18 protein-coding genes are annotated in these 19,057 nt (G+C 36.9%); 13 read left to right on the top strand and 5 right to left on the bottom strand.

Translation table 11 applies throughout. The features are described from left to right. Positions 1–13 precede the first annotated feature (13 nt). From KO505_RS08595 to KO505_RS08585, 3 genes are all read right to left on the bottom strand, one after another. Positions 14–2,689 (bottom strand): CHASE domain-containing protein, encoded by a 2,676-nt coding sequence (locus KO505_RS08595; protein WP_216055052.1) that lies wholly within the window; start codon positions 2,687–2,689, stop codon positions 14–16. Between the two features lie 216 nt (positions 2,690–2,905). Beyond that, entirely contained in the window at positions 2,906–3,985 is a 1,080-nt protein-coding gene (locus KO505_RS08590) for an AI-2E family transporter (RefSeq protein WP_216055051.1), read from the bottom strand. 20 nt (positions 3,986–4,005) lie between these two features. Further along, complete coding sequence (locus tag KO505_RS08585; RefSeq protein ID WP_216055050.1) at positions 4,006–4,215, bottom strand: hypothetical protein; 210 nt, start codon at positions 4,213–4,215, stop codon at positions 4,006–4,008. Positions 4,216–4,308: 93 nt separating this feature from the next. Here KO505_RS08585 and KO505_RS08580 point away from each other — a divergent pair, with 93 nt between their 5' ends. The 5 genes from KO505_RS08580 (at position 4,309) to KO505_RS08560 (ending at position 7,957) form a co-directional block, all read left to right on the top strand. Continuing rightward, positions 4,309–4,986, top strand: a complete 678-nt coding sequence (locus tag KO505_RS08580) for a hypothetical protein (protein WP_216055049.1) — start codon at positions 4,309–4,311, stop codon at positions 4,984–4,986. A gap of 115 nt (positions 4,987–5,101) precedes the next feature. Then, positions 5,102–6,505 carry a M48 family metalloprotease gene (locus KO505_RS08575; protein WP_216055048.1) on the top strand — a complete coding sequence of 468 codons (1,404 nt, stop codon included), beginning with the start codon at positions 5,102–5,104 and terminating at the stop codon, positions 6,503–6,505. Between the two features lie 3 nt (positions 6,506–6,508). Then, a complete protein-coding gene (gene arsC, locus KO505_RS08570) occupies positions 6,509–6,856 on the top strand; it encodes an arsenate reductase (glutaredoxin) (protein ID WP_216055047.1) in 348 nt (115 codons plus the stop codon). 10 nt (positions 6,857–6,866) lie between these two features. Further along, entirely contained in the window at positions 6,867–7,436 is a 570-nt protein-coding gene (locus KO505_RS08565) for an NAD(P)H-dependent oxidoreductase (protein WP_216055046.1), read from the top strand. A gap of 50 nt (positions 7,437–7,486) precedes the next feature. Beyond that, the gene (locus KO505_RS08560) at positions 7,487–7,957 is read left to right on the top strand and encodes a DUF2069 domain-containing protein (RefSeq protein WP_216055045.1); all 471 of its coding nucleotides are present in this window, start codon (positions 7,487–7,489) and stop codon (positions 7,955–7,957) included. Between the two features lie 78 nt (positions 7,958–8,035). Here the strand turns inward: KO505_RS08560 and KO505_RS08555 are convergent, their stop codons facing one another. Together KO505_RS08555 and KO505_RS08550 are read right to left on the bottom strand one after the other, a co-directional pair. Next, positions 8,036–8,431 carry a hypothetical protein gene (locus tag KO505_RS08555; protein WP_216055044.1) on the bottom strand — a complete coding sequence of 132 codons (396 nt, stop codon included), beginning with the start codon at positions 8,429–8,431 and terminating at the stop codon, positions 8,036–8,038. Between the two features lie 168 nt (positions 8,432–8,599). Beyond that, positions 8,600–10,822: an NADP-dependent isocitrate dehydrogenase gene (locus KO505_RS08550; protein ID WP_216055043.1), complete on the bottom strand. Its 2,223-nt coding sequence runs from the start codon at positions 10,820–10,822 to the stop codon at positions 8,600–8,602. A 232-nt stretch (positions 10,823–11,054) separates the two neighbouring features. Here KO505_RS08550 and KO505_RS08545 point away from each other — a divergent pair, with 232 nt between their 5' ends. The 8 genes from KO505_RS08545 to KO505_RS08510 all read left to right on the top strand — a co-directional run bounded on the left by KO505_RS08545 (position 11,055) and on the right by KO505_RS08510 (position 18,676). After that, entirely contained in the window at positions 11,055–11,762 is a 708-nt protein-coding gene (locus KO505_RS08545) for a pseudouridine synthase (protein ID WP_216055042.1), read from the top strand. Positions 11,763–11,883: 121 nt separating this feature from the next. Continuing rightward, entirely contained in the window at positions 11,884–12,360 is a 477-nt protein-coding gene (locus KO505_RS08540; RefSeq protein WP_216055041.1) for an acyl-CoA thioesterase, read from the top strand. A gap of 218 nt (positions 12,361–12,578) precedes the next feature. Further along, complete coding sequence (mnmA, locus tag KO505_RS08535; RefSeq protein WP_216055040.1) at positions 12,579–13,688, top strand: tRNA 2-thiouridine(34) synthase MnmA; 1,110 nt, start codon at positions 12,579–12,581, stop codon at positions 13,686–13,688. A gap of 1 nt (position 13,689) precedes the next feature. After that, entirely contained in the window at positions 13,690–14,337 is a 648-nt protein-coding gene (hflD, locus tag KO505_RS08530; protein ID WP_216055039.1) for a high frequency lysogenization protein HflD, read from the top strand. 32 nt (positions 14,338–14,369) lie between these two features. After that, the gene (gene purB, locus KO505_RS08525; protein WP_216055038.1) at positions 14,370–15,740 is read left to right on the top strand and encodes an adenylosuccinate lyase; all 1,371 of its coding nucleotides are present in this window, start codon (positions 14,370–14,372) and stop codon (positions 15,738–15,740) included. A gap of 128 nt (positions 15,741–15,868) precedes the next feature. Continuing rightward, the gene (locus KO505_RS08520; protein ID WP_216055037.1) at positions 15,869–17,020 is read left to right on the top strand and encodes a cupin domain-containing protein; all 1,152 of its coding nucleotides are present in this window, start codon (positions 15,869–15,871) and stop codon (positions 17,018–17,020) included. Positions 17,021–17,022: 2 nt separating this feature from the next. Continuing rightward, the gene (locus KO505_RS08515; protein ID WP_216055036.1) at positions 17,023–17,478 is read left to right on the top strand and encodes a GNAT family N-acetyltransferase; all 456 of its coding nucleotides are present in this window, start codon (positions 17,023–17,025) and stop codon (positions 17,476–17,478) included. Between the two features lie 154 nt (positions 17,479–17,632). Beyond that, a complete protein-coding gene (locus KO505_RS08510) occupies positions 17,633–18,676 on the top strand; it encodes a Glu/Leu/Phe/Val dehydrogenase (protein WP_216055035.1) in 1,044 nt (347 codons plus the stop codon). Positions 18,677–19,057: the final 381 nt, after the last annotated feature.

Below are 19,057 nucleotides of genomic sequence, written 5' to 3'. Positions count from 1 at the left end.
GTGCTAAACGCCACTAGGTTAATAGGGTTGACAACATTTTATATAATGCCTGCTTTTCTATCGGTTTAGCCAAATAGCCGTCGAATAATAATTCATATTGTATTCGCTCTTCGGTAAATACATTAGCGGTTAGCGCCACAACTTTTTGAACTTTATTTTTACTTTTTATCTCAGTGCATGCTTCTACACCATCAACTTCTGGCATTTGAATGTCCATTAAAATGAGATCTGGACGATTTTCTAAACAATAATCTATTGCCTTTTGACCATTGTCTACCACATCTACTCTAGCGTTAGTTTGTTTTAACATAGTAACCACAACCAACTGATTAATCGGATTATCTTCTGCAACTAAAATGGTTTTGTCTTGTAAATTTAACGCTTCAATTACTACATTAGGTGAGTTTATTTGACTTTCATTCGCATGGGTTAATGGTATATGAATGGTAAATTTACTACCGAGTCCCAATGTGCTTTCAACGCCTATTTTGCCATTCATTAACTTTACTAAAGAATCACTGATAGCCAAGCCGAGTCCAGTGCCACCAAACTTTCTGGTGGTTGAGTTATCCGCTTGCTCAAACCGATCAAACAGCCGCTGAAGCGCTTCATCACTAATTCCAATACCGGTGTCTATAACTGTGAATACAACGCCTTCTGTCTCCTTATCTTGCATGACTTCTAAGCTGACTATCCCTTCAGTAGTAAACTTAATGGCATTGGATAATATATTTATTAATATTTGGCTTATTCTAGTTGGATCGCCAAACCAGTAGTCATCTTCAACGTTATTGATTATCTCTAAATTTATCTTTTTATTATTAGCTTCAATTTCTAATCCAGTCGCTAAGTTATCGATTAACTCAGTTAAACTAAATGGAATGATTTCAAGTGCAAACTTGCCAGCTTCAATCTTTGAGAAGTCTAAAATATCGTTAATGATGGTCGTTAATGACTTAGTCGAGTAGATTGCTTTACTTAATAAGTTTTTTCCTTCCTCATCAAGTGCTTTGTTTTCTAATAATTGTAAGGTTCCAAATAATCCATTCATTGGAGTTCGAATTTCATGGCTCATATTAGCTAAAAATTCTGATTTAGAGCGGTTCGCTTTCTCTGCAATCTCTTTTGCTTTAGCTAATGCCGTTTGTTGTTTAATTTGCTCAGTAAGATCATAGGCTATGCCTAAAAATCCAATTTGCTGGTTATTGCCATCTGTCAGAGCGGTAATGCTTAAATTTACTGGTATTTCATCACCGCTTTTAGTTCGATAAGTCCACCGGTTCAATTCTGGCAACCCTAAACTAGCTCTGATCGTAAATACGTCAAAACTAGGTTTAATTTCTTGCCCGAGCTCTTCTGTTAATTCTAATGCCCTTATCACCACTTCTTGTTCAATATGAAATTGTGCTGGTGTTATTTTTCCAATTACGTCACTCGCTTTATAACCTAATAATTTTTCAGCGGCTGGGTTGAAAGCCATTATCATGCCTTCATTTGTCGTCGCAATAATGGCATAACTGGCGGCTTCTAGAATGCTTTTTTGTAACGAACTTAATCTGGTGATCTCTAACGTACGTTCATTGACTTTACGTTCCAAATTCTGATTTGCTAGTTTTAATATATTTTCTTGTTCAATGCCTTTGTCAATCACTAACCTTCTTCGTTGAAAAACAAGTTGCACGATGTAAATTATAAGCACTATAGATAAAGTGATAATAATAATGGCAAAAAATGACTCATTAAACTCAGAGTTATTTAAGGTTTCAATATAAGAATCATCCACCAATAACTCAAACATCCAATGTCTACCTAATAACTCTATAGTGGTTTCAGATTGATGTGTCACTTCAGATATATTTTTTCCAAATGAAAAAAATTCACTGACATTTTGTTCCGTTACGTCGTAAATTTTCAAATTAACGTCTTTAGAAAGTCCAGAGAATGACGTTAATACTTCATCAATAGATAAGACAGCCGACACCCAACCATATAGAACTTGCATACGTTGTTCTGGTATTTCAGGAATTTTGTGCTGACTGTAAACCGGCAATAATAATAAAAAACCCTGGCGTTTACTTTGGTCTTCTTCAACTAATATTATTGGTGCGGTTAATGTTGGACTGTTGTTTAATGCCGATTTAATCGCCGCTTTATGCCGCGTGGGTTCTGATGCAATATCAAGCCCGATTGCCTGCTTATTGGTTATCTCTGGTTCTATATATTGCAGAATAAATACATCATCATTATGTTGAGTTAACTGCTTCAATTGAAAGTGTTTATCTGGTCTCTCTCGTGCTGCATCTGCCACAAATTGTTTTATTTCAGCTTGTGGTATTTTTTTTAATACCCCAAATCCTCTCGCGCCAGGGAATTCAATTTCATGCTCACGACTGTTAATGTAATTTTGCATCTTGAGGTAATCAAAGTCCTGTACTCCAGCGCTTACCATTGCGCCACGTAGACCTTTTAAACCATATTTATATAAATTAAATTTTTCAGCCACACCATCTCTGATGTATTCAATGCGCTGATCTAGCTTAACCTGAATATTATCGTTGGTTTCTTTTTGAAATTGAAGATGATCCCAAATGGATAAAAACATGCCAATAATGAGGACAAGTGTTGGAAAAAATAATGATCTGAAAAACGGCGAAAATGGAGATGATGGATTATTAGAATTCTTTGTCATCTAATGCCTAAACCTAAATAGTGATAAATTAGCTAATTTGAATGTTAACGTTATGGAGCTAGTCGTTAATATATTTATATCTCAAGTATAATCATATTAGAAAATTCTTATACTTTAATTATGGATATATGTTGAGTTACCTCAATCTATGTTCAGAAAAATCATATAAAAAAGGCTCATTTATATAATGAGCCTTTTTTTACATCTTGTTTTAACTTAATTGCACGTGTCTGTCTGTATATTTTCAGGCACGCTTTTCACTGACCACGCATTAATAACCGCTTTGACTAATGATGCTAATGGAATGGCAAAAAACACGCCCCAAAAACCCCAAAGCCCGCCAAAGAATAACACCGCCACTATGATGTAAACTGGATTTAAATCTACCGCTTCTGAAAACAACAATGGTACTAACAAATTACCATCAAGCGCTTGAATAACACCATACGCTATCATCACGGCATAGAAATCAGGGGTTAATCCAAATTGAAATAACGCGACGGCGGTAACCGGTACAGTTACAACTGCGGCACCAATATATGGAATTAACACCGATAAACCAACGAGCAAACCTAATACGGCTGCATACCTTAAGTCCATAATGGCAAAGGCAATATAGGTAGCGCCACCGACAATAAACAATTCGATCATTTTGCCACGTATATAATTGATGATCTGTTCATTCATTTCGTTGGACACTTGAGTTATTAAACGTCTACGCACTGGCATTATTTTGTCAAAACCCGCTAATAGGTCTTTTTTATCTTTAATGATAAAAAACACCATCATAGGCACTAAAATCAAATAGATTAATATAGCAACAACATCCGTTAATGAGGCCATTATCGTTTGTACTGAATTTTCTAGAACTGACACTAACTTGGTGTCAAAGTTATTGATTAAATTGGTAATGAGCGCAGGATCTAAACTTGGGTATAAATCAGGTAAGGTATAAATATAACGTTTTATATGCACCATCATGTCAGGCAACTCTTTAATTAAGCCAATGCTCTGTTTCCAGATAACAGGTATCGCCATAACAAATATTGTTGTCATAATGCCAATAAAAATAGTAATAACTAATGTGGTACTCAGGTTACGATTTAAACCTAACTGAGTGGCTTTTTTTACCGGCCATTCTAATAAAAACGCAAATACGATGGCCACAAATACTGGGGTGAGCAAATCACCAAATAAAGTAATCAGTCCTGCAGTTAGCACAATTACTAACATTAAGGTCACTGCGTTTGGATCGGAGAAATTTTTCTTGTACCACTGTTTAAATACATCAAACATGTCTTAATTGTTCCTTCACTTTATGCATTATCGCCGACGACTTTTATCTTTACACAATCAGCTAATTCTATTGATTGGTAGAGTATGTTTTGATTATCTAGGTAAGAAGTAAAATTGTATAGGCTAATATCATCATCAAACAGAAATTCTTTAGACTTATTTTTCATTAAAGCTTGTTTGGCTTTAACAAATGCCAAAGGACATTTAAGCCCTTTTCCATCAAATATCATAAATTTAATCTAATATATTTATTTATTACTTCATTAATTTACCACAATACTTAATACTTGTAGCCAAAGTAATTTTAAGAGTAACTATTTTAGATGTCACTGTATCCTGAAAATTCACAATTGCCGGATGATCCTTCAATTAAGGATATTAATGCGTTTAAAAAGAAAATTAATTGGGGTGAAATTCCAGCCTTCTTTCACTTGATTGCCAATGCCGTTGCAGAAGCAGAAGGGTTTATCACTTATGGCTTTGATAATGCCTATAAAAGAATCGTTAATCGTCGTAATTGGAATTACGACAACTTGGGTATTGATCCCACTATTGATATTAATAAAGTCGACCACATTGAATTAATTCAACCACTTAAAAAACCTAGGATCTGCCTTTATCATGTTTTTAATGCACAAGGTTATGAACTAATAGCCTTACCTTACATCAAAGACATACTAATTGACGAGTACCGTAATGGTGATCCAAATATGGAGTTTGATGTTTGGGATCCGTCACAAATGAAAGTATTGGTAAGAATTCCACAACTGCATAAGTTTATTGCTTTTAATAACAAGAATGGCGACAGCGCCGATATGGCGCTTATCGTTCATGCATACAATGTAGTATGTAAAATCATTTCAATGTTAGAACAAGAAGTGAACGTATATGCCGTTAAAGGTATGACAATTAAAGAAGCCTTTAGTAAACAAAGTACCAATCCTGATTTTGCAGCGAATGATGTAATTAAGAGTCAAATAGAAGATAAAGACTTATTTTAATCTCATCGCACGCTAACTCGTCGTTTTAAACTTAATTAATAACTAAAAGTAGTCTATGTATAAAAAAATAAGATCTCTATTTTCCGCCTGTACCTTTTCCCTTAGTCTTTTTTTTGTGGCCTCTTCTTTTGCTGATAACAACGAACTACCAGACTTAGGGGCCTCGGCATTAACAGTATTAAGTATTGAGAAAGAGAAACAGCTTGGTGAAATCATATTTAACCAATTACAAGGTCGAGCGAGCCTGTTATATGATCCCCTTGTGATGGAATATATAAACTCGATTGGCAACAAGTTAGTAGCCAACTCTCAAGATGTAAAATTTCCATTTACTTTTTTTACCGTCAACAGTCCAGATATAAACGCGTTTGCATTTTATGGTGGTTATATTGGAGTGCATACTGGGTTAATCGCTAATGCCGAAACGGAAAGTCAATTAGCCTCAGTATTAGGCCATGAAATAGCGCATGTTACTCAACGTCATTTAGCTCGAAGAAAAGAAGCGTCAGCACAAACATCAAATATGACTCTGGCTGGTATTGTAGGTTCTATCTTGTTAGCCGCTATCAGCCCGCAAGCTATGATGGCTTCGATGATGGCGACAACGGCGGGTTCACAACAAGCAATGATCAACTACACCAGAAGTAACGAACAAGAAGCTGACAACATTGGCATGAACGTATTAGCGACAGCCGGTTTTGACCCATATGCGGCGGCTGAGTTTTTTGGCAAGTTACAAGAGCAACAGCGTTATCAAACAAAATTAGCACCCTTTTTAATTACCCATCCGTTAGCCGATTCTCGTGTGACAGACGCTAAATTACGTGCACAACAATACACCAAAAAGTTTTATGCCGACTCGATAGACTTCTTATTAATGCGAGCACGTATTTTAGCCCGATATATTTATGATAAAGAGCGAGTCGTTGAGTTATTTGAAGACTTAGTAAAAAAACAGCATGGTAATAAACAGTTTGCATCGCAATATGGCTTAGCGTTAGCGTATTTAGATACTGGGAAATTAAGTTTAGCCGCTGCATTGTTAGATGAATTAGATCAGCTATCACCCAACAACTTATATGTTTTAGATGCCCAGTCAGACCTTTATATCGCCCAAGGCAAACCAGATAAAATCATTGAAAAGTTAACTTATGCCTATCAATTAAGGCCCAATAATTCTGTGGTTACGTTAAACTACGCCAATGTGTTGTTAAAAAGTAATAACACCAAAAAAGCCATCAGCATTTTAGAGTATTATTTGTTAGTTAAACCTAGAGACTTTTTGGCAACGCAATTATTAAGCGACGCATATAAAGCGGATGAAAATCTAATTCGTTATCATATTACAAGTGCCGAATTGTCAGCGCTAAGATCTGACTATCGAAGTGCAATGAAGTCAGTCGATTTAGCATTAAACTTATTAACGGCTGAACAAAAAGCTGAAGTTAAACGAATTGAAGCACTTAAAATTAAATATCGTGAACGTGATAAATACATAAAAAATATTAAAGGATTTTAACTAATGAGTATCATTATTTTTCATAACCCTAGATGTTCTAAAAGCCGTCAAACATTAGCTTTGTTGGAAGAGAATGGTGTAACACCTGAGGTATTTGAATACTTAAAAACACCAGTAAGCAAAGAGTTGTTAGCTTCAGTGGTGTCAAAACTCGGCGTTAACGTAAGAGATATTATTCGTTCAAAAGAAACAGAATACAAAGAAACAGGGTTAGATAATACATCGCTCACTGATGATGAGATTTTCACTATCTTAACTAATAGCCCTAAATTAATTGAACGTCCTATTGTGATCAATGGAGATAAAGCGGCTATTGGTCGTCCTCCAGAAAACGTATTGGCCATTTTATAAGTTGATGACAATGACAACTTCACCATTTATTTTAGTGCTTTATTACTCACGGCATGGATCGGTATTAAATTTGGCAAAACAAATTGCTAAAGGAATAGAAAGCCAAGGAATAGAAGCTAAAATTAGAACGGTATCTGCCAGAGATGAGACCGAATCCGATTACCCTTTGGTAACACAAGATGATTTGGTTTCGTGCTTAGGGATAGCCATGGGAAGCCCATGTCGATTTGGAACTATGGCCGCCCCTCTTAAAACCTTTTGGGAAAGCACGTCTATCAATTGGTTAAGTGGTGATTTAATTGATAAACCGGCATGTGTCTTTACTTCAAGTTCAAGTTTACATGGTGGCAACGAAGCCACCTTATTAACTCTATCTTTGCCTTTGTTACATCATGGTATGTTACTTATGGGCGTACCTTACTCTGAACCTGAATTACATAATACAACCAGCGGTGGCACGCCTTACGGTGCAAGTCATGTATCCGGGTTAAATTCGTCAAACGAACTAACCGACAGTGAAGTAGCCATTTGTAAAACCCTGGGGCAGCGACTCGCCATAACTGCTCAAAAGTTAGGTTAACTCCTTGTTCAATTCCTTAACCAATCATTTAACTAACAAAAGAAAAATTCATGCAAAAATTTGAAAATGTACAAGATGCTTTTAAAAATGCACCTATGGCTCAGTTTGTAAAAAAACTGAAACGGTTAGGATTAACCAGTTATTTATTATTAGTTGTTTATTACCCTATCCTTTTTGTATTGTTAGAACCTAACCCTGATGCGGCGTCTTATATACCAATGACCTTATTTTGGTTACCAATGTTATTTGCAATTAAAGGGCTAATACAAGGAAATCCATACACTTATGCTTGGAGTAACTTTGTATTAATGTGGTGTTATATTCATGGACTTACCGCGTTATGGACATACACAGGTCACATTGGGCTGATCATAATTGAAGTGGTATTATTGACGGGGGCGTTTATAGGGAATACCTATTTTGCTCGTTACCGAGGACGTGAGCTTGGTATGGCTTTACCAAAGATAAAAGAAATTAAAGAACAGGAAAAAGCCTTTTTTGAAAAACGTTTGAAAAAATAATCACTGTTTTAATCGGTTATTAAATTCACCAATAAAAAAACCAGCGTTTAGCTGGTTTTTTTCGACAATTAATTGCAATTATTTAATTGAAGCTAAGATTGTTGGGTCTAAACCTTCATTTACGATTCTAACCACAGCGTTACAATGTTCTATTGTAAACTCGCCTTCTGCGATTTGCGTATTAAGTTTATCTCTACGAGCAGATACCGTTTTAGCAATTGCATCTTTATCGTCTTGATCGATTTTTAATGCTGATACTTTTTTATCTAGGCTCTCAAAATAAGGATATAAGGTTGCTTCTGCTTTATATGCCGCTTGACGTGTAGATGGATGATAATCTTCACAAGCATTTAAGTTTAATAGGTAAAAGTTTAAATAAGTAGAAACAGTAATAAGTTTATAACTTTGATTTTGATTAGCATTAACACCGAACGCTAAAACAGTTGCGATTAATACACTAGCTAATTTTTTCATCTTTTTCTCGGTCTTGATCAAATATTTATGTTCTGACTTTAATCACAAAAGCAAACTAATTCAATCTCCAATTAGTATAATTTTGTATCTTTAATCAATTTCGTCAATTTCTATACAAAAAAGCCAGAGATAGTTCTCTGGCTTTCTAATGACAATTCAGTGCTTAAGTTATTTAACTAAGGTTAAACCTTCATTAAATGTTGCACTTGGACGCATTGCCGCGAAGCCTTTTGCATCATCAGGTTTGTAATAACCAGAGATATCCATAGCAACACCTTGCACTTCTGCTAATTCAGCAACAATTTTAGCTTCATTTGTTACTAAGTATTCAGCAACTTGGCTAAATTTAGCTTGTAATTCAGCATCAGCAGTTTGTGCTGCTAATTCTTGAGCCCAATACATAGATAAGTAGAAATGAGAACCACGGTTATCAAGTTCATTTACCTTACGTGATGGAGAACGGTTGTTGTCTAAGAACTTAGCTGTCGCTTTATCTAACGTGTCCGCTAAAACTTGCGCTTTAGCATTGTTCGTTGTGTTAGCTAAATGCTCGTAAGAAGCCGCTAGCGCTAAAAACTCACCTAGTGAATCCCAACGTAAATGGTTTTCTTTTTCGAACTGCTGAACGTGTTTAGGAGCTGAACCACCTGCACCCGTTTCAAACAAACCACCACCGTTCATTAATGGAACAATAGATAACATTTTTGCTGAAGTACCTAATTCTAAGATTGGGAACAAGTCAGTTAAGTAATCACGTAATACGTTACCCGTTACAGAAATAGTATCTTCACCTTTCTTTAAGCGCTCTAATGTAAAGCGAGCAGCAGCTTCTGGAGTAAGAATACGTAAATCTAGACCGTCAGTGTCGTGATCTTTTAAATATTTGTTAACTTTATTAATGATTTGAGCGTCGTGTGCACGCGCTTCGTTTAACCAAAATACCGCTGGCATACCCGATAAACGAGAACGGTTAACCGCTAATTTAACCCAATCTTGGATTGGTGCGTCTTTAACTTGACACATACGGTAAATGTCGCCTGCTTCAACATTATGTTCAAAAACAAGGTTACCGTCTTGGTCCGTTACTTTTACAGTACCGCTAGTTGGAATTTCAAATGTTTTGTCATGTGAACCATACTCTTCCGCTTTTTGAGCCATAAGGCCAACGTTAGGTACCGTACCCATAGTTGAAGGGTCAAATGCACCATTTTCACGACAGAATGTGATTGTTTCTTGGTAGATACCAGCATAACAACGGTCAGGAATAACCGCTTTCATATCTTGTAATTTACCAGCTGCATTCCACATTTGACCTGAGCTACGGATTGCTGCTGGCATAGATGCGTCGATGATAACGTCTGAAGGTACGTGTAAGTTAGTGATACCTTTGTCAGAGTCAACCATAGCGATATCTGGTGCAGTAGTATAAACCGCTTCGATGTCTGCTTTGATTTCAGCTTGTTTAGCTGCGTCTAAAGTTGCAATTTTAGCGTAAACATCACCAAGACCATTTTTAACATCAACACCTAATGCTTCAAACGTTGCACCGTGTTTAGCAAATACATCTTTGTAGAAAGCTTTAACGATATGACCAAAGATAATTGGGTCTGATACTTTCATCATAGTGGCTTTCAAGTGAGCCGAGAATAAAACACCTTTTTCTTTAGCGTCTGCAATTTCAACAGCTAAGAATTCTTGTAATTTAGCAACACTCATAAAGGTTGCATCGATGATTTCACCTTCTAAAACATCAAACGCTTCTTTTAATACTTGAGTGGTGCCATCGGTTGATACTAATTCAATTTTTACTGAACCCGCTTTCTCAACCGTTGTAGACTGTTCACTACCGAAGAAATCACCGTCAGTCATATGCGCAACATGTGATTTAGAGTCTTTAGCCCAAGCACCCATTGAATGAGGGTTTTTCTTAGCATATTGTTTTACAGCGCCTGGAGCACGACGGTCAGAATTACCTTCACGTAATACAGGGTTTACTGCAGAACCTAAAACTTTGGCATAACTTGCTTTAATTGCTTTTTCTTCGTCAGTTTTAGCATCTTCTGGGAATTCAGGTAAGGCATAACCCTTAGCTTGTAATTCAGCGATAGCTGCTTTTAATTGAGGGATTGACGCACTAACGTTTGGAAGTTTAATGATATTAGCATCTGGCTGTTTAGCTACATTGCCTAAATACGCTAATTCATCATTCATCTTTTGGTCGTCAGGTAAAAAATCTGACAAGTTTGCGATAATACGTGCAGATAATGAAATATCACTTGTTGTAACTTCAATACCGGCTGTCGCGCTATAAGCTTCAACAATTGGTAAAAATGAATACGTTGCTAGTGCTGGCGCTTCATCTGTTTTTGTATAGATGATTTTAGATGTCATTGTTTTTCCCTACATTGTACAGTGTGAATGTCTGAAAAAATTAGCTAATGCCGATGACGATTATCATCAAGTGTTGTTTAATTACAACATTTAGCTAATTCAAACAGTTTAACTTTACATAATCGTTCGAAATTTAAACAATTCCAAACAAACTAGAATTAAGTCTGAATTTTGGGTGTGAATACTATAAAATACAGGCCATTAATGAAAGCATTTTATCCAAATAGCTGATATGAATTTTTCAAATAAGACCAAATTTAAAAGTAATAAAAATAAATCTACGTCTCAGAACCGGCCTAAAGTTGCAAGTCGATCAGGTCAGACCTCTGGGGTGGTTAAACATAAATCCTCACCCTCTTTTAATCGAAATAAAAAATCGATTAATCAAGCACCAGAGCAGACACAAGTTGTTTTGTTTAATAAGCCTTTTCAAGTGCTGACTCAATTCACCGATGCCGATGGTAGAAAAACCTTAAAAGATTTCATACCGATAACAGGTGTATACCCTGCAGGGCGCTTGGATCGTGACAGTGAAGGTTTATTGGTGTTGACCAACAATGGACAATTACAAAACAAAATTGCCAGTCCTGAACACAAAACCAGCAAATGTTATTGGGTGCAAGTTGAAAACATCCCAGATGAAAAAAAATTACAACAATTACGAGATGGTGTTGAATTAAACGACGGCATGACTAAACCTGCCTTAGTTAAGATAATTGAACAGCCACAAATAGTGTGGGACAGAGAACCTCCAATCCGTGAACGTAAAAACATTCCAGATTGTTGGTTAGAGATCACAATTTCAGAGGGCCGTAATCGACAAGTTAGGCGAATGACTGCCCATATAGGACACCCAACCCTTAGACTTATACGGTATCGTGTAGGGGAATGGACAATTGATGATATTCCTAATGGTCAATACACCTTGTTAAAACTGTAAATTAAAAACAAATTTATTATAGCGTTTACGAATAACTATAACTGGTTGTAAAACTTGGTGTTTAGACCAAATTGACATAATATCAAAGGCATAAACCCCAATTCACCTAACAGAGCACAATATGAACCAACCTCAACGTGATATCACTTTACGATTTTTAGCCGAACCTCAAGACGTTAACTTTGGCGGCAAAGTTCATGGTGGTGCCGTTATGAAGTGGATAGATTTAGCAGCTTACGCCTGTGCTGCGGGTTGGAGTGGTCGCTATTGTGTAACGGCTTATGCCGGTGGCATTCGATTTGTTGCCCCTATTCATGTTGGAAGTTTGGTGGAAGTCGAGGCTAAAGTAATTTATACCGGTACTTCATCTATGCATATTGCCCTTGAAGTAAATGCTTGTGACCCTAAATCATTAAACCGTCGATTAACCACGCATTGTATTGTCATTATGGTGGCGGTTGATCAAAACGGCCAGCCTGAAAAAATTCCAGAATGGATACCAAAAACAGAAGCCGATATCGCTCAACACGATACGGCTAAAAAACTAATGGACATGCGTAAACAAATTGGCGAAGAAATGCAGATATTTGTTGAGTAGTGGCACCAGTTAAAACTCATTAAAAAACTAATTAAAGGGCAAAGCCCCTTTGATTAGTTTTATATTCTCAAGCGGTAGTTTTGAAAAAAACGTCCATATTTACCTCCCTTTTCCACAACAAGAAAAACTTCAAATTAACCTCATCAGAGCAATACTTTTTATTCATCTTGTATGATAGAATGCGCGCCAATTTTATACGGTTTAATTTTTAAGTTTTTATGTCAGATTCAAATTCAGTTAACGCAAATAAAAAAGTAATTGTAGGTATGTCAGGGGGCGTAGATTCCTCTGTTTCTGCGTACTTGTTATTACAACAGGGCTATCAAGTTGAAGGCCTGTTTATGAAAAACTGGGAAGAAGACGACAATGACGAATATTGTGCTGCGGCTGATGACTTAAAAGATGCAGAGTCAGTTTGTGAAAAACTTGGCATTGAATTGCATACAGTCAATTTTGCATCTGAGTACTGGGATAATGTATTTGAACATTTCTTAGAAGAATACAAAGCAGGCAGAACGCCAAACCCTGACATCATGTGTAACAAAGAAATTAAGTTTAAAGCCTTTTTACAATTTTCAGCCGAAATTTTAGGTGCAGACTATATTGCAACCGGTCATTACGTTAGAAGAACAAAAGACGATACTAATACAAAAATGTTACGCGGATTAGACCAAAACAAAGACCAAAGTTATTTTCTGTATGCGGTTGGCCAAGAACAAGTAGGTCAAACCCTATTCCCAGTTGGTGAATTAGAAAAACCAGAAGTGCGAAGAATTGCAGAAGAACAAGGTTTAGTGACAGCGGATAAAAAAGACTCAACGGGTATTTGTTTTATTGGTGAGCGTAAATTTAAAAACTTTTTACAAAAGTATTTACCGGCACAGCCTGGCAAAATTGAAACTCCAGAAGGTGACGTTGTTGGTGAACACGAAGGTTTGATGTATCACACTTTAGGGCAACGTAAAGGATTGTTAATTGGTGGTTTAAAAGACTTTAACGACCAACCTTGGTATGTCGTAGATAAAGACGTTAAACGAAACGTGTTAATCGTTGGGCAAGGTAAAAACCACCCACTGCTCTTCTCTAATGGTTTGATTGCCAATCAATTAAACTGGGTTGATCATAAAGGCCCGGCTAAAGGTAGATACACTGTTAAAACTCGATACCGTCAAGAAGACGTTGATTGTGAAGTTTTCCCTGATGATAACGGCAATGTTAGAGTCATATTCGATCAACCACAACGCGCTGTTACACCCGGCCAATCCGCAGTATTTTACGACGGTGAAGTGTGTTTAGGTGGCGGTATTATAGAGCAGTATATTCGATAACATGACAGACAAGACTTCAATGACTTCACGACGTTCTCAAACCGTAGCGTTATCAGCTATGTGTCAATCGGCGTTAATGATCCAACATGTTTCAAAAGGAACTATTTTAGATAAAGACAGTTTAATGTGTTTATTTAATGGCGTCATTGCAACCGATCCGCAATCAGTCTTTGACGTGTATAGCTCAATAGAAACACTGGCCGATGGCGCAAAATTGGTCCAACACCAGTTATCGGGTAATGCCACCAAAAAAGACGTGGAAGTTACCCGCTATTTAGCTGGCATTATGTCTATATCGAAAAAATTATTGAAAAATCCTTCTGCGTTAGGAGGATTAAAAGAAAAACTAGATGAAGTGCAAAGACGACTTACTCATTTTGAATTGGATGACCCTTCTATAATTCAAAACTTTGCTGACTGTTACAGCGAAATTATCAGTCCGTTAGGTCAAAAAATTCAAGTCATCGGCAACCCAGCATTATTAAAACAAACGAGTGTGCAACATAAAGTACGAGCTCTGTTGTTATCGGGTGTCAGGGCTGCAGTATTATGGCGACAAATGGGCGGAAAGCGTCGAGACTTTATCTTTAATCGTAAAACGGTGTTACAAGACGTCATATCGTTTAACCAAGAATTAACATCCAATTAATTAACTTTAAACACGTATAGGAAAGTAAATTCATGCAATTATCTGCACTTACTGCAATATCTCCAGTAGACGGCCGTTATGGCAGCAAAGCTGAAGAGTTACGTCCAATATTCAGTGAATTCGGTTTAGTAAAATACCGTGTCGTTGTTGAAGTTCGCTGGTTACAAAAATTAGCGGCAACAAGCGCAATCAAAGAAGTACCAAACTTCTCTGACGAAGCAAATGCATTATTAAATGCCATTGTTGACAACTTTTGTGAAGCGGATGCTCAACGTGTAAAAGACATTGAAGCAACAACCAATCACGATGTAAAAGCGGTTGAATACTTTTTAAAAGAAAAAGTAGCAGACAATGCTGAATTAACTGCAGTTAATGAATTCATTCACTTTGCTTGTACGTCTGAAGACATCAATAACCTATCTCATGGTTTAATGTTATCAGCAGCACGTGAAGACGTTGTTCTTCCTTACTGTGACAAGATTTTATCTGAACTAAAACGTCTTGCTAACGAATATAAATCTATGCCTATGATGTGTCGTACGCATGGTCAGCCAGCTACGCCATCAACTATGGGTAAAGAAATGGCTAATGTTTATGTTCGTCTACAACGTCAACGTGAACAAATTGCTAAAGTTGAAATGTTAGGCAAGATCAATGGTGCTGTAGGTAACTACAATGCTCACATCTCAGCTTATCCAGAACATGATTGGCATAAACATGCTGAAGAGTTTGTAACGTCTTTAGGATTAACCTTTAATCCATTCACCACTCAAATTGAACCACATGATTACATTGCTGAAATCTTTGACGCGATGGCACGTTTTAACACTATATTAATCGACTTCGATCGTGACATATGGGGTTATATTGCGATGGGTCACTTCAAACAAAAAACCATTGCTGGTGAAATTGGTTCTTCAACCATGCCGCATAAAGTTAACCCAATTGATTTTGAAAACTCAGAAGGTAACTTAGGCATTGCTAATGCAATCTATGGTCACTTAGCGACTAAACTTCCAGTATCTCGTTGGCAGCGTGACTTAACTGACTCTACCGTATTACGTACGTTAGGTGTTGGTGTTGCTCACTCAATTATTGCTTACCAAGCTACATTAAAAGGTATTAGCAAGTTAGAAGTGAACGCTCAGAGTTTATTAGATGAGTTAGACAATAACTGGGAATTATTGGCAGAGCCAATTCAAACGGTTATGCGTCGTTACGGCATTGAAAAACCATACGAAAAATTAAAAGACTTAACACGCGGTAAAAAAGTAAACCAGCAAGTTATGGCTGAGTTTATTGACGGTTTAGAATTGTCTAATGCTGTTAAAGCCGAACTTAAGTTATTAACGCCTGCTAACTATATTGGCCGTGCAATCGCCTTTATTGATGAATTAGTTTAATCACTAAACGTCATTTGTCAGATGAAGAATGCCAGTCGTTGACTGGCATTTTTTGTGTTTGACTATTTTCGCGTTAAGCGCTTTATTAAAACTCTATTCCATTTAACCAAGATCAACCACGAGTACCTATGAACATTAATTGGCAAAACATATCCCAACAAGAATTCATTTCTGACTATTGGCAAAAAAAGCCTGTGGTACTTAAAAATGCCCTTCCCAATTTTGCAGAGCCTATTACGCCAGATGAAGTCGCAGGTTTGGCGATGGAGTCGTTCATAGATTCTCGTTTAGTAACCAATAAAAACGGTGATTGGAGAGTGACTCACGGCCCAATTGAACAATTTGATGAACTTGGTGATAGTCATTGGAGTTTATTAGTGCAAGGGGTTGACCGATGGATCCCAACGGTATTTGATTTGAGATCTGCGGTGGACTTTATTCCTAAATGGCGTATTGATGATGTCATGGTATCTTATTCAACTCCTCATGCAGGCGTTGGCAGTCATTTAGATCAATACGATGTATTTATTGTGCAAGGACAAGGTAAACGTCGTTGGAAAGCTGGGGCTGTTGATTCCTTGTTACAACAAACAGAAAAAGCCAAAGACTTGTTACAAGTTGACGATTTCACAGCGATTGTCGATGAAGTGTTAGAGCCTGGCGACATTATCTATATCCCTCCGTTTAGCCCTCACAACGGTGAAACCATAGAAACCGCAATTAATTATTCGATTGGATTTAGAGCGCCTAGTCAGCAAGAGTTAATCAGTGGATTCGCAGATTTTGTCATCGACTCTGAAATAGGCTTAACCCGCTTCCAAGATGATGAACTGGTCGTAAATAATCAATCGGATAGTTTAATCAATGATGCACAACTTAAAAAAATGCAATTGATGTTAACAGACTTAATTAACAACGACGGGCACTTTGAAAAATTCTTAAACCAAGGCTTAACCGCACCTAGTAGAGAGTTAGACATCCCAGAAGAAGTTGAACAACATACCACTGACTACTTAGTGAATTTATTTTTCAATTCTAATCTAAACATTAATAAAGTGAACGGCGTAGAGACGTCCATTTATAATGATGGTACGGCAATAAGCTTTTTTTGTTGTGGTGAAGAATTTGTTTGTGAATCGCATCAAATTGATTTTATTCGCTTTTTACATCATCAAAATAACGTGACATCGGAACAGTTAAAAAGTTCATTAAAGTGGCTAGAAAATATACAACTTGTTACTACACTTATAAATCAAGGATATTGGTATATAGATGAATAAATATGAGTTACAGAGTTGATCACGTTAACTGGCAAGTGAATGCAGATGAAATAATGTTAATCAGGGAGAAGGTATTTGTTTGCGAATATCGACTCCCCCAAGACTCTGAGTTTGATAATATTGACCGCAATTGTGAACATGTATTAATACGGGATAATGAAAATACAGCAATCGCCACAGGCAGAATTTGTGCTAATGGTAAAATTAGTCGAATTGCTGTTTTAATGAAACACAGAAAACATGATGTATCCAGCCAAGTTATCTCTAAATTACTCGCGATTGCCAAAAATAAAGGGCTTAAAAAAGTTTATATCGACTCTGAACTAGACGACGTTGAGAAATACCGAAAATATGGCTTTAACGCTATTAGTAATGTGTTTATGGACGCTGGTATTGCTAAACAAGCCTTAGCTTGTCCTTTAGATAAATTTAAAAGCCACAACACCATTTTACATTAACGTGATAAATGATAATTCCTCACCTATTTATTAGCTCGATTTCTTTACGATTTTCACTGGTTAGACCTGTTTTCAATCCCTATTGATTACTAGCCTTGCTTACATCACTCTGCTAAAGTCGCGCTGTTTAAAATTATGCTAATTGGAGTAGATTTTGTCAGTATTTTCTCAAGCTGAGTTCGATGATCACGAGCAAGTTGTATTCTGCTCAGATAAAGCCTCAGGTTTAAAAGCAATTATTGCTGTACACAATACAAATTGTGGCCCTGCTGTTGGTGGTTGTCGTTTTTGGAATTATGCATCTGACGAAGAAGCATTGGTTGACGTATTACGTTTGTCTAAAGGCATGACCTATAAAAATGCATTAGCTGGATTGAACTTTGGTGGCGGTAAAGCCGTGATCATTGGCGACCCTAAACTACTGAAATCTGACGAACTGTTTAGAGCGTTTGGCCATGCGTTAAATAACATGAATGGCACATATTATTCAGCTGAAGACGTTAATATCACCACGGGTGATATTATGATTGCCCATCAAGTAACTGATTATGTAGTCGGTTTAGAAGGCAAAAGTGGCAACCCTGCCCCATTTACCGCACTAGGTACTTATTTAGGTATTAAAGCAGCCGTAAAACACAGATTAGGTAAAGATGACTTAGCAGGTGTTAAATTATCTATTCAAGGTCTTGGATCTGTTGGTATGTACCTTTGTGAACGTTTACATAAAGATGGTGCTGAGTTATTTGTTACCGATATTAACCAAGACTCTATTGATAAAGCAGTAACTGAATACGCTGCGACAGCGGTAGCATTAGATGAAATATACGCACTAGACGTTGATGTTTATGTGCCTTGCGCATTAGGTGCTACCATTAACGACGAAACCATTCCTCAGTTAAAAGCAAAAATAGTTGCAGGTTGTGCGAACAATCAGCTTAAAGAGCCACGACATGGTGATAAATTAACTGAATTAGATATTTTATACGCACCGGATTACGTTATTAACGCTGGCGGCATTATCAATATCTTCTTTGAGCAAGACGAAGATGGTTACAGTGCCGACAAAGCAACAGCTAAAGTTGGTGAAATATACCAAACCCTAACAGAGATCTTTGAACGTTCAAAAGCTGATAACATGCCTACCTATAAAGTAGCGGATATTATGGCACAAGAGATCATCGCCAACGGCGGCAAATAATCTTAATAGAAAATTAAGGTTTAAAGGTTTAAAGCCAAATAGTGTTTAACACAGTATTTGGCTTTTTTGATCTTGCTGTATTATTTTCATTCACTAAACACTACATCGTTTTGTCCCTTAAACGACCGTTCCGCACTATATTTATATATAGCATCCATGTATTCACGGCACTCATGCAAAATCAGCTCATCCTTGAGGCTACAGCACATTCTCTTCTTAAAATCAGACCCTGTAAGCGCTGCATCGTTTTGTCCCTTAAACGGCCGCTCCGCACTTTATTTATATATAGCATCCATGTATTCACGGCACTCATGCAAAATCAGCTCATCCTTGCGGCTACAGCACAAATACATCCCTGTAGGTGCTGCATCGTTTTGTCCC

It is taken from the genome of Psychrosphaera sp. F3M07, assembly GCF_018860345.1.
Classification (GTDB): Bacteria; Pseudomonadota; Gammaproteobacteria; order Enterobacterales; family Alteromonadaceae; genus Psychrosphaera; species Psychrosphaera aquimarina.
The sequence above is the reverse complement of the archived record's forward strand: the minus strand, read 5'-3'. Positions and strand labels throughout refer to the sequence as shown.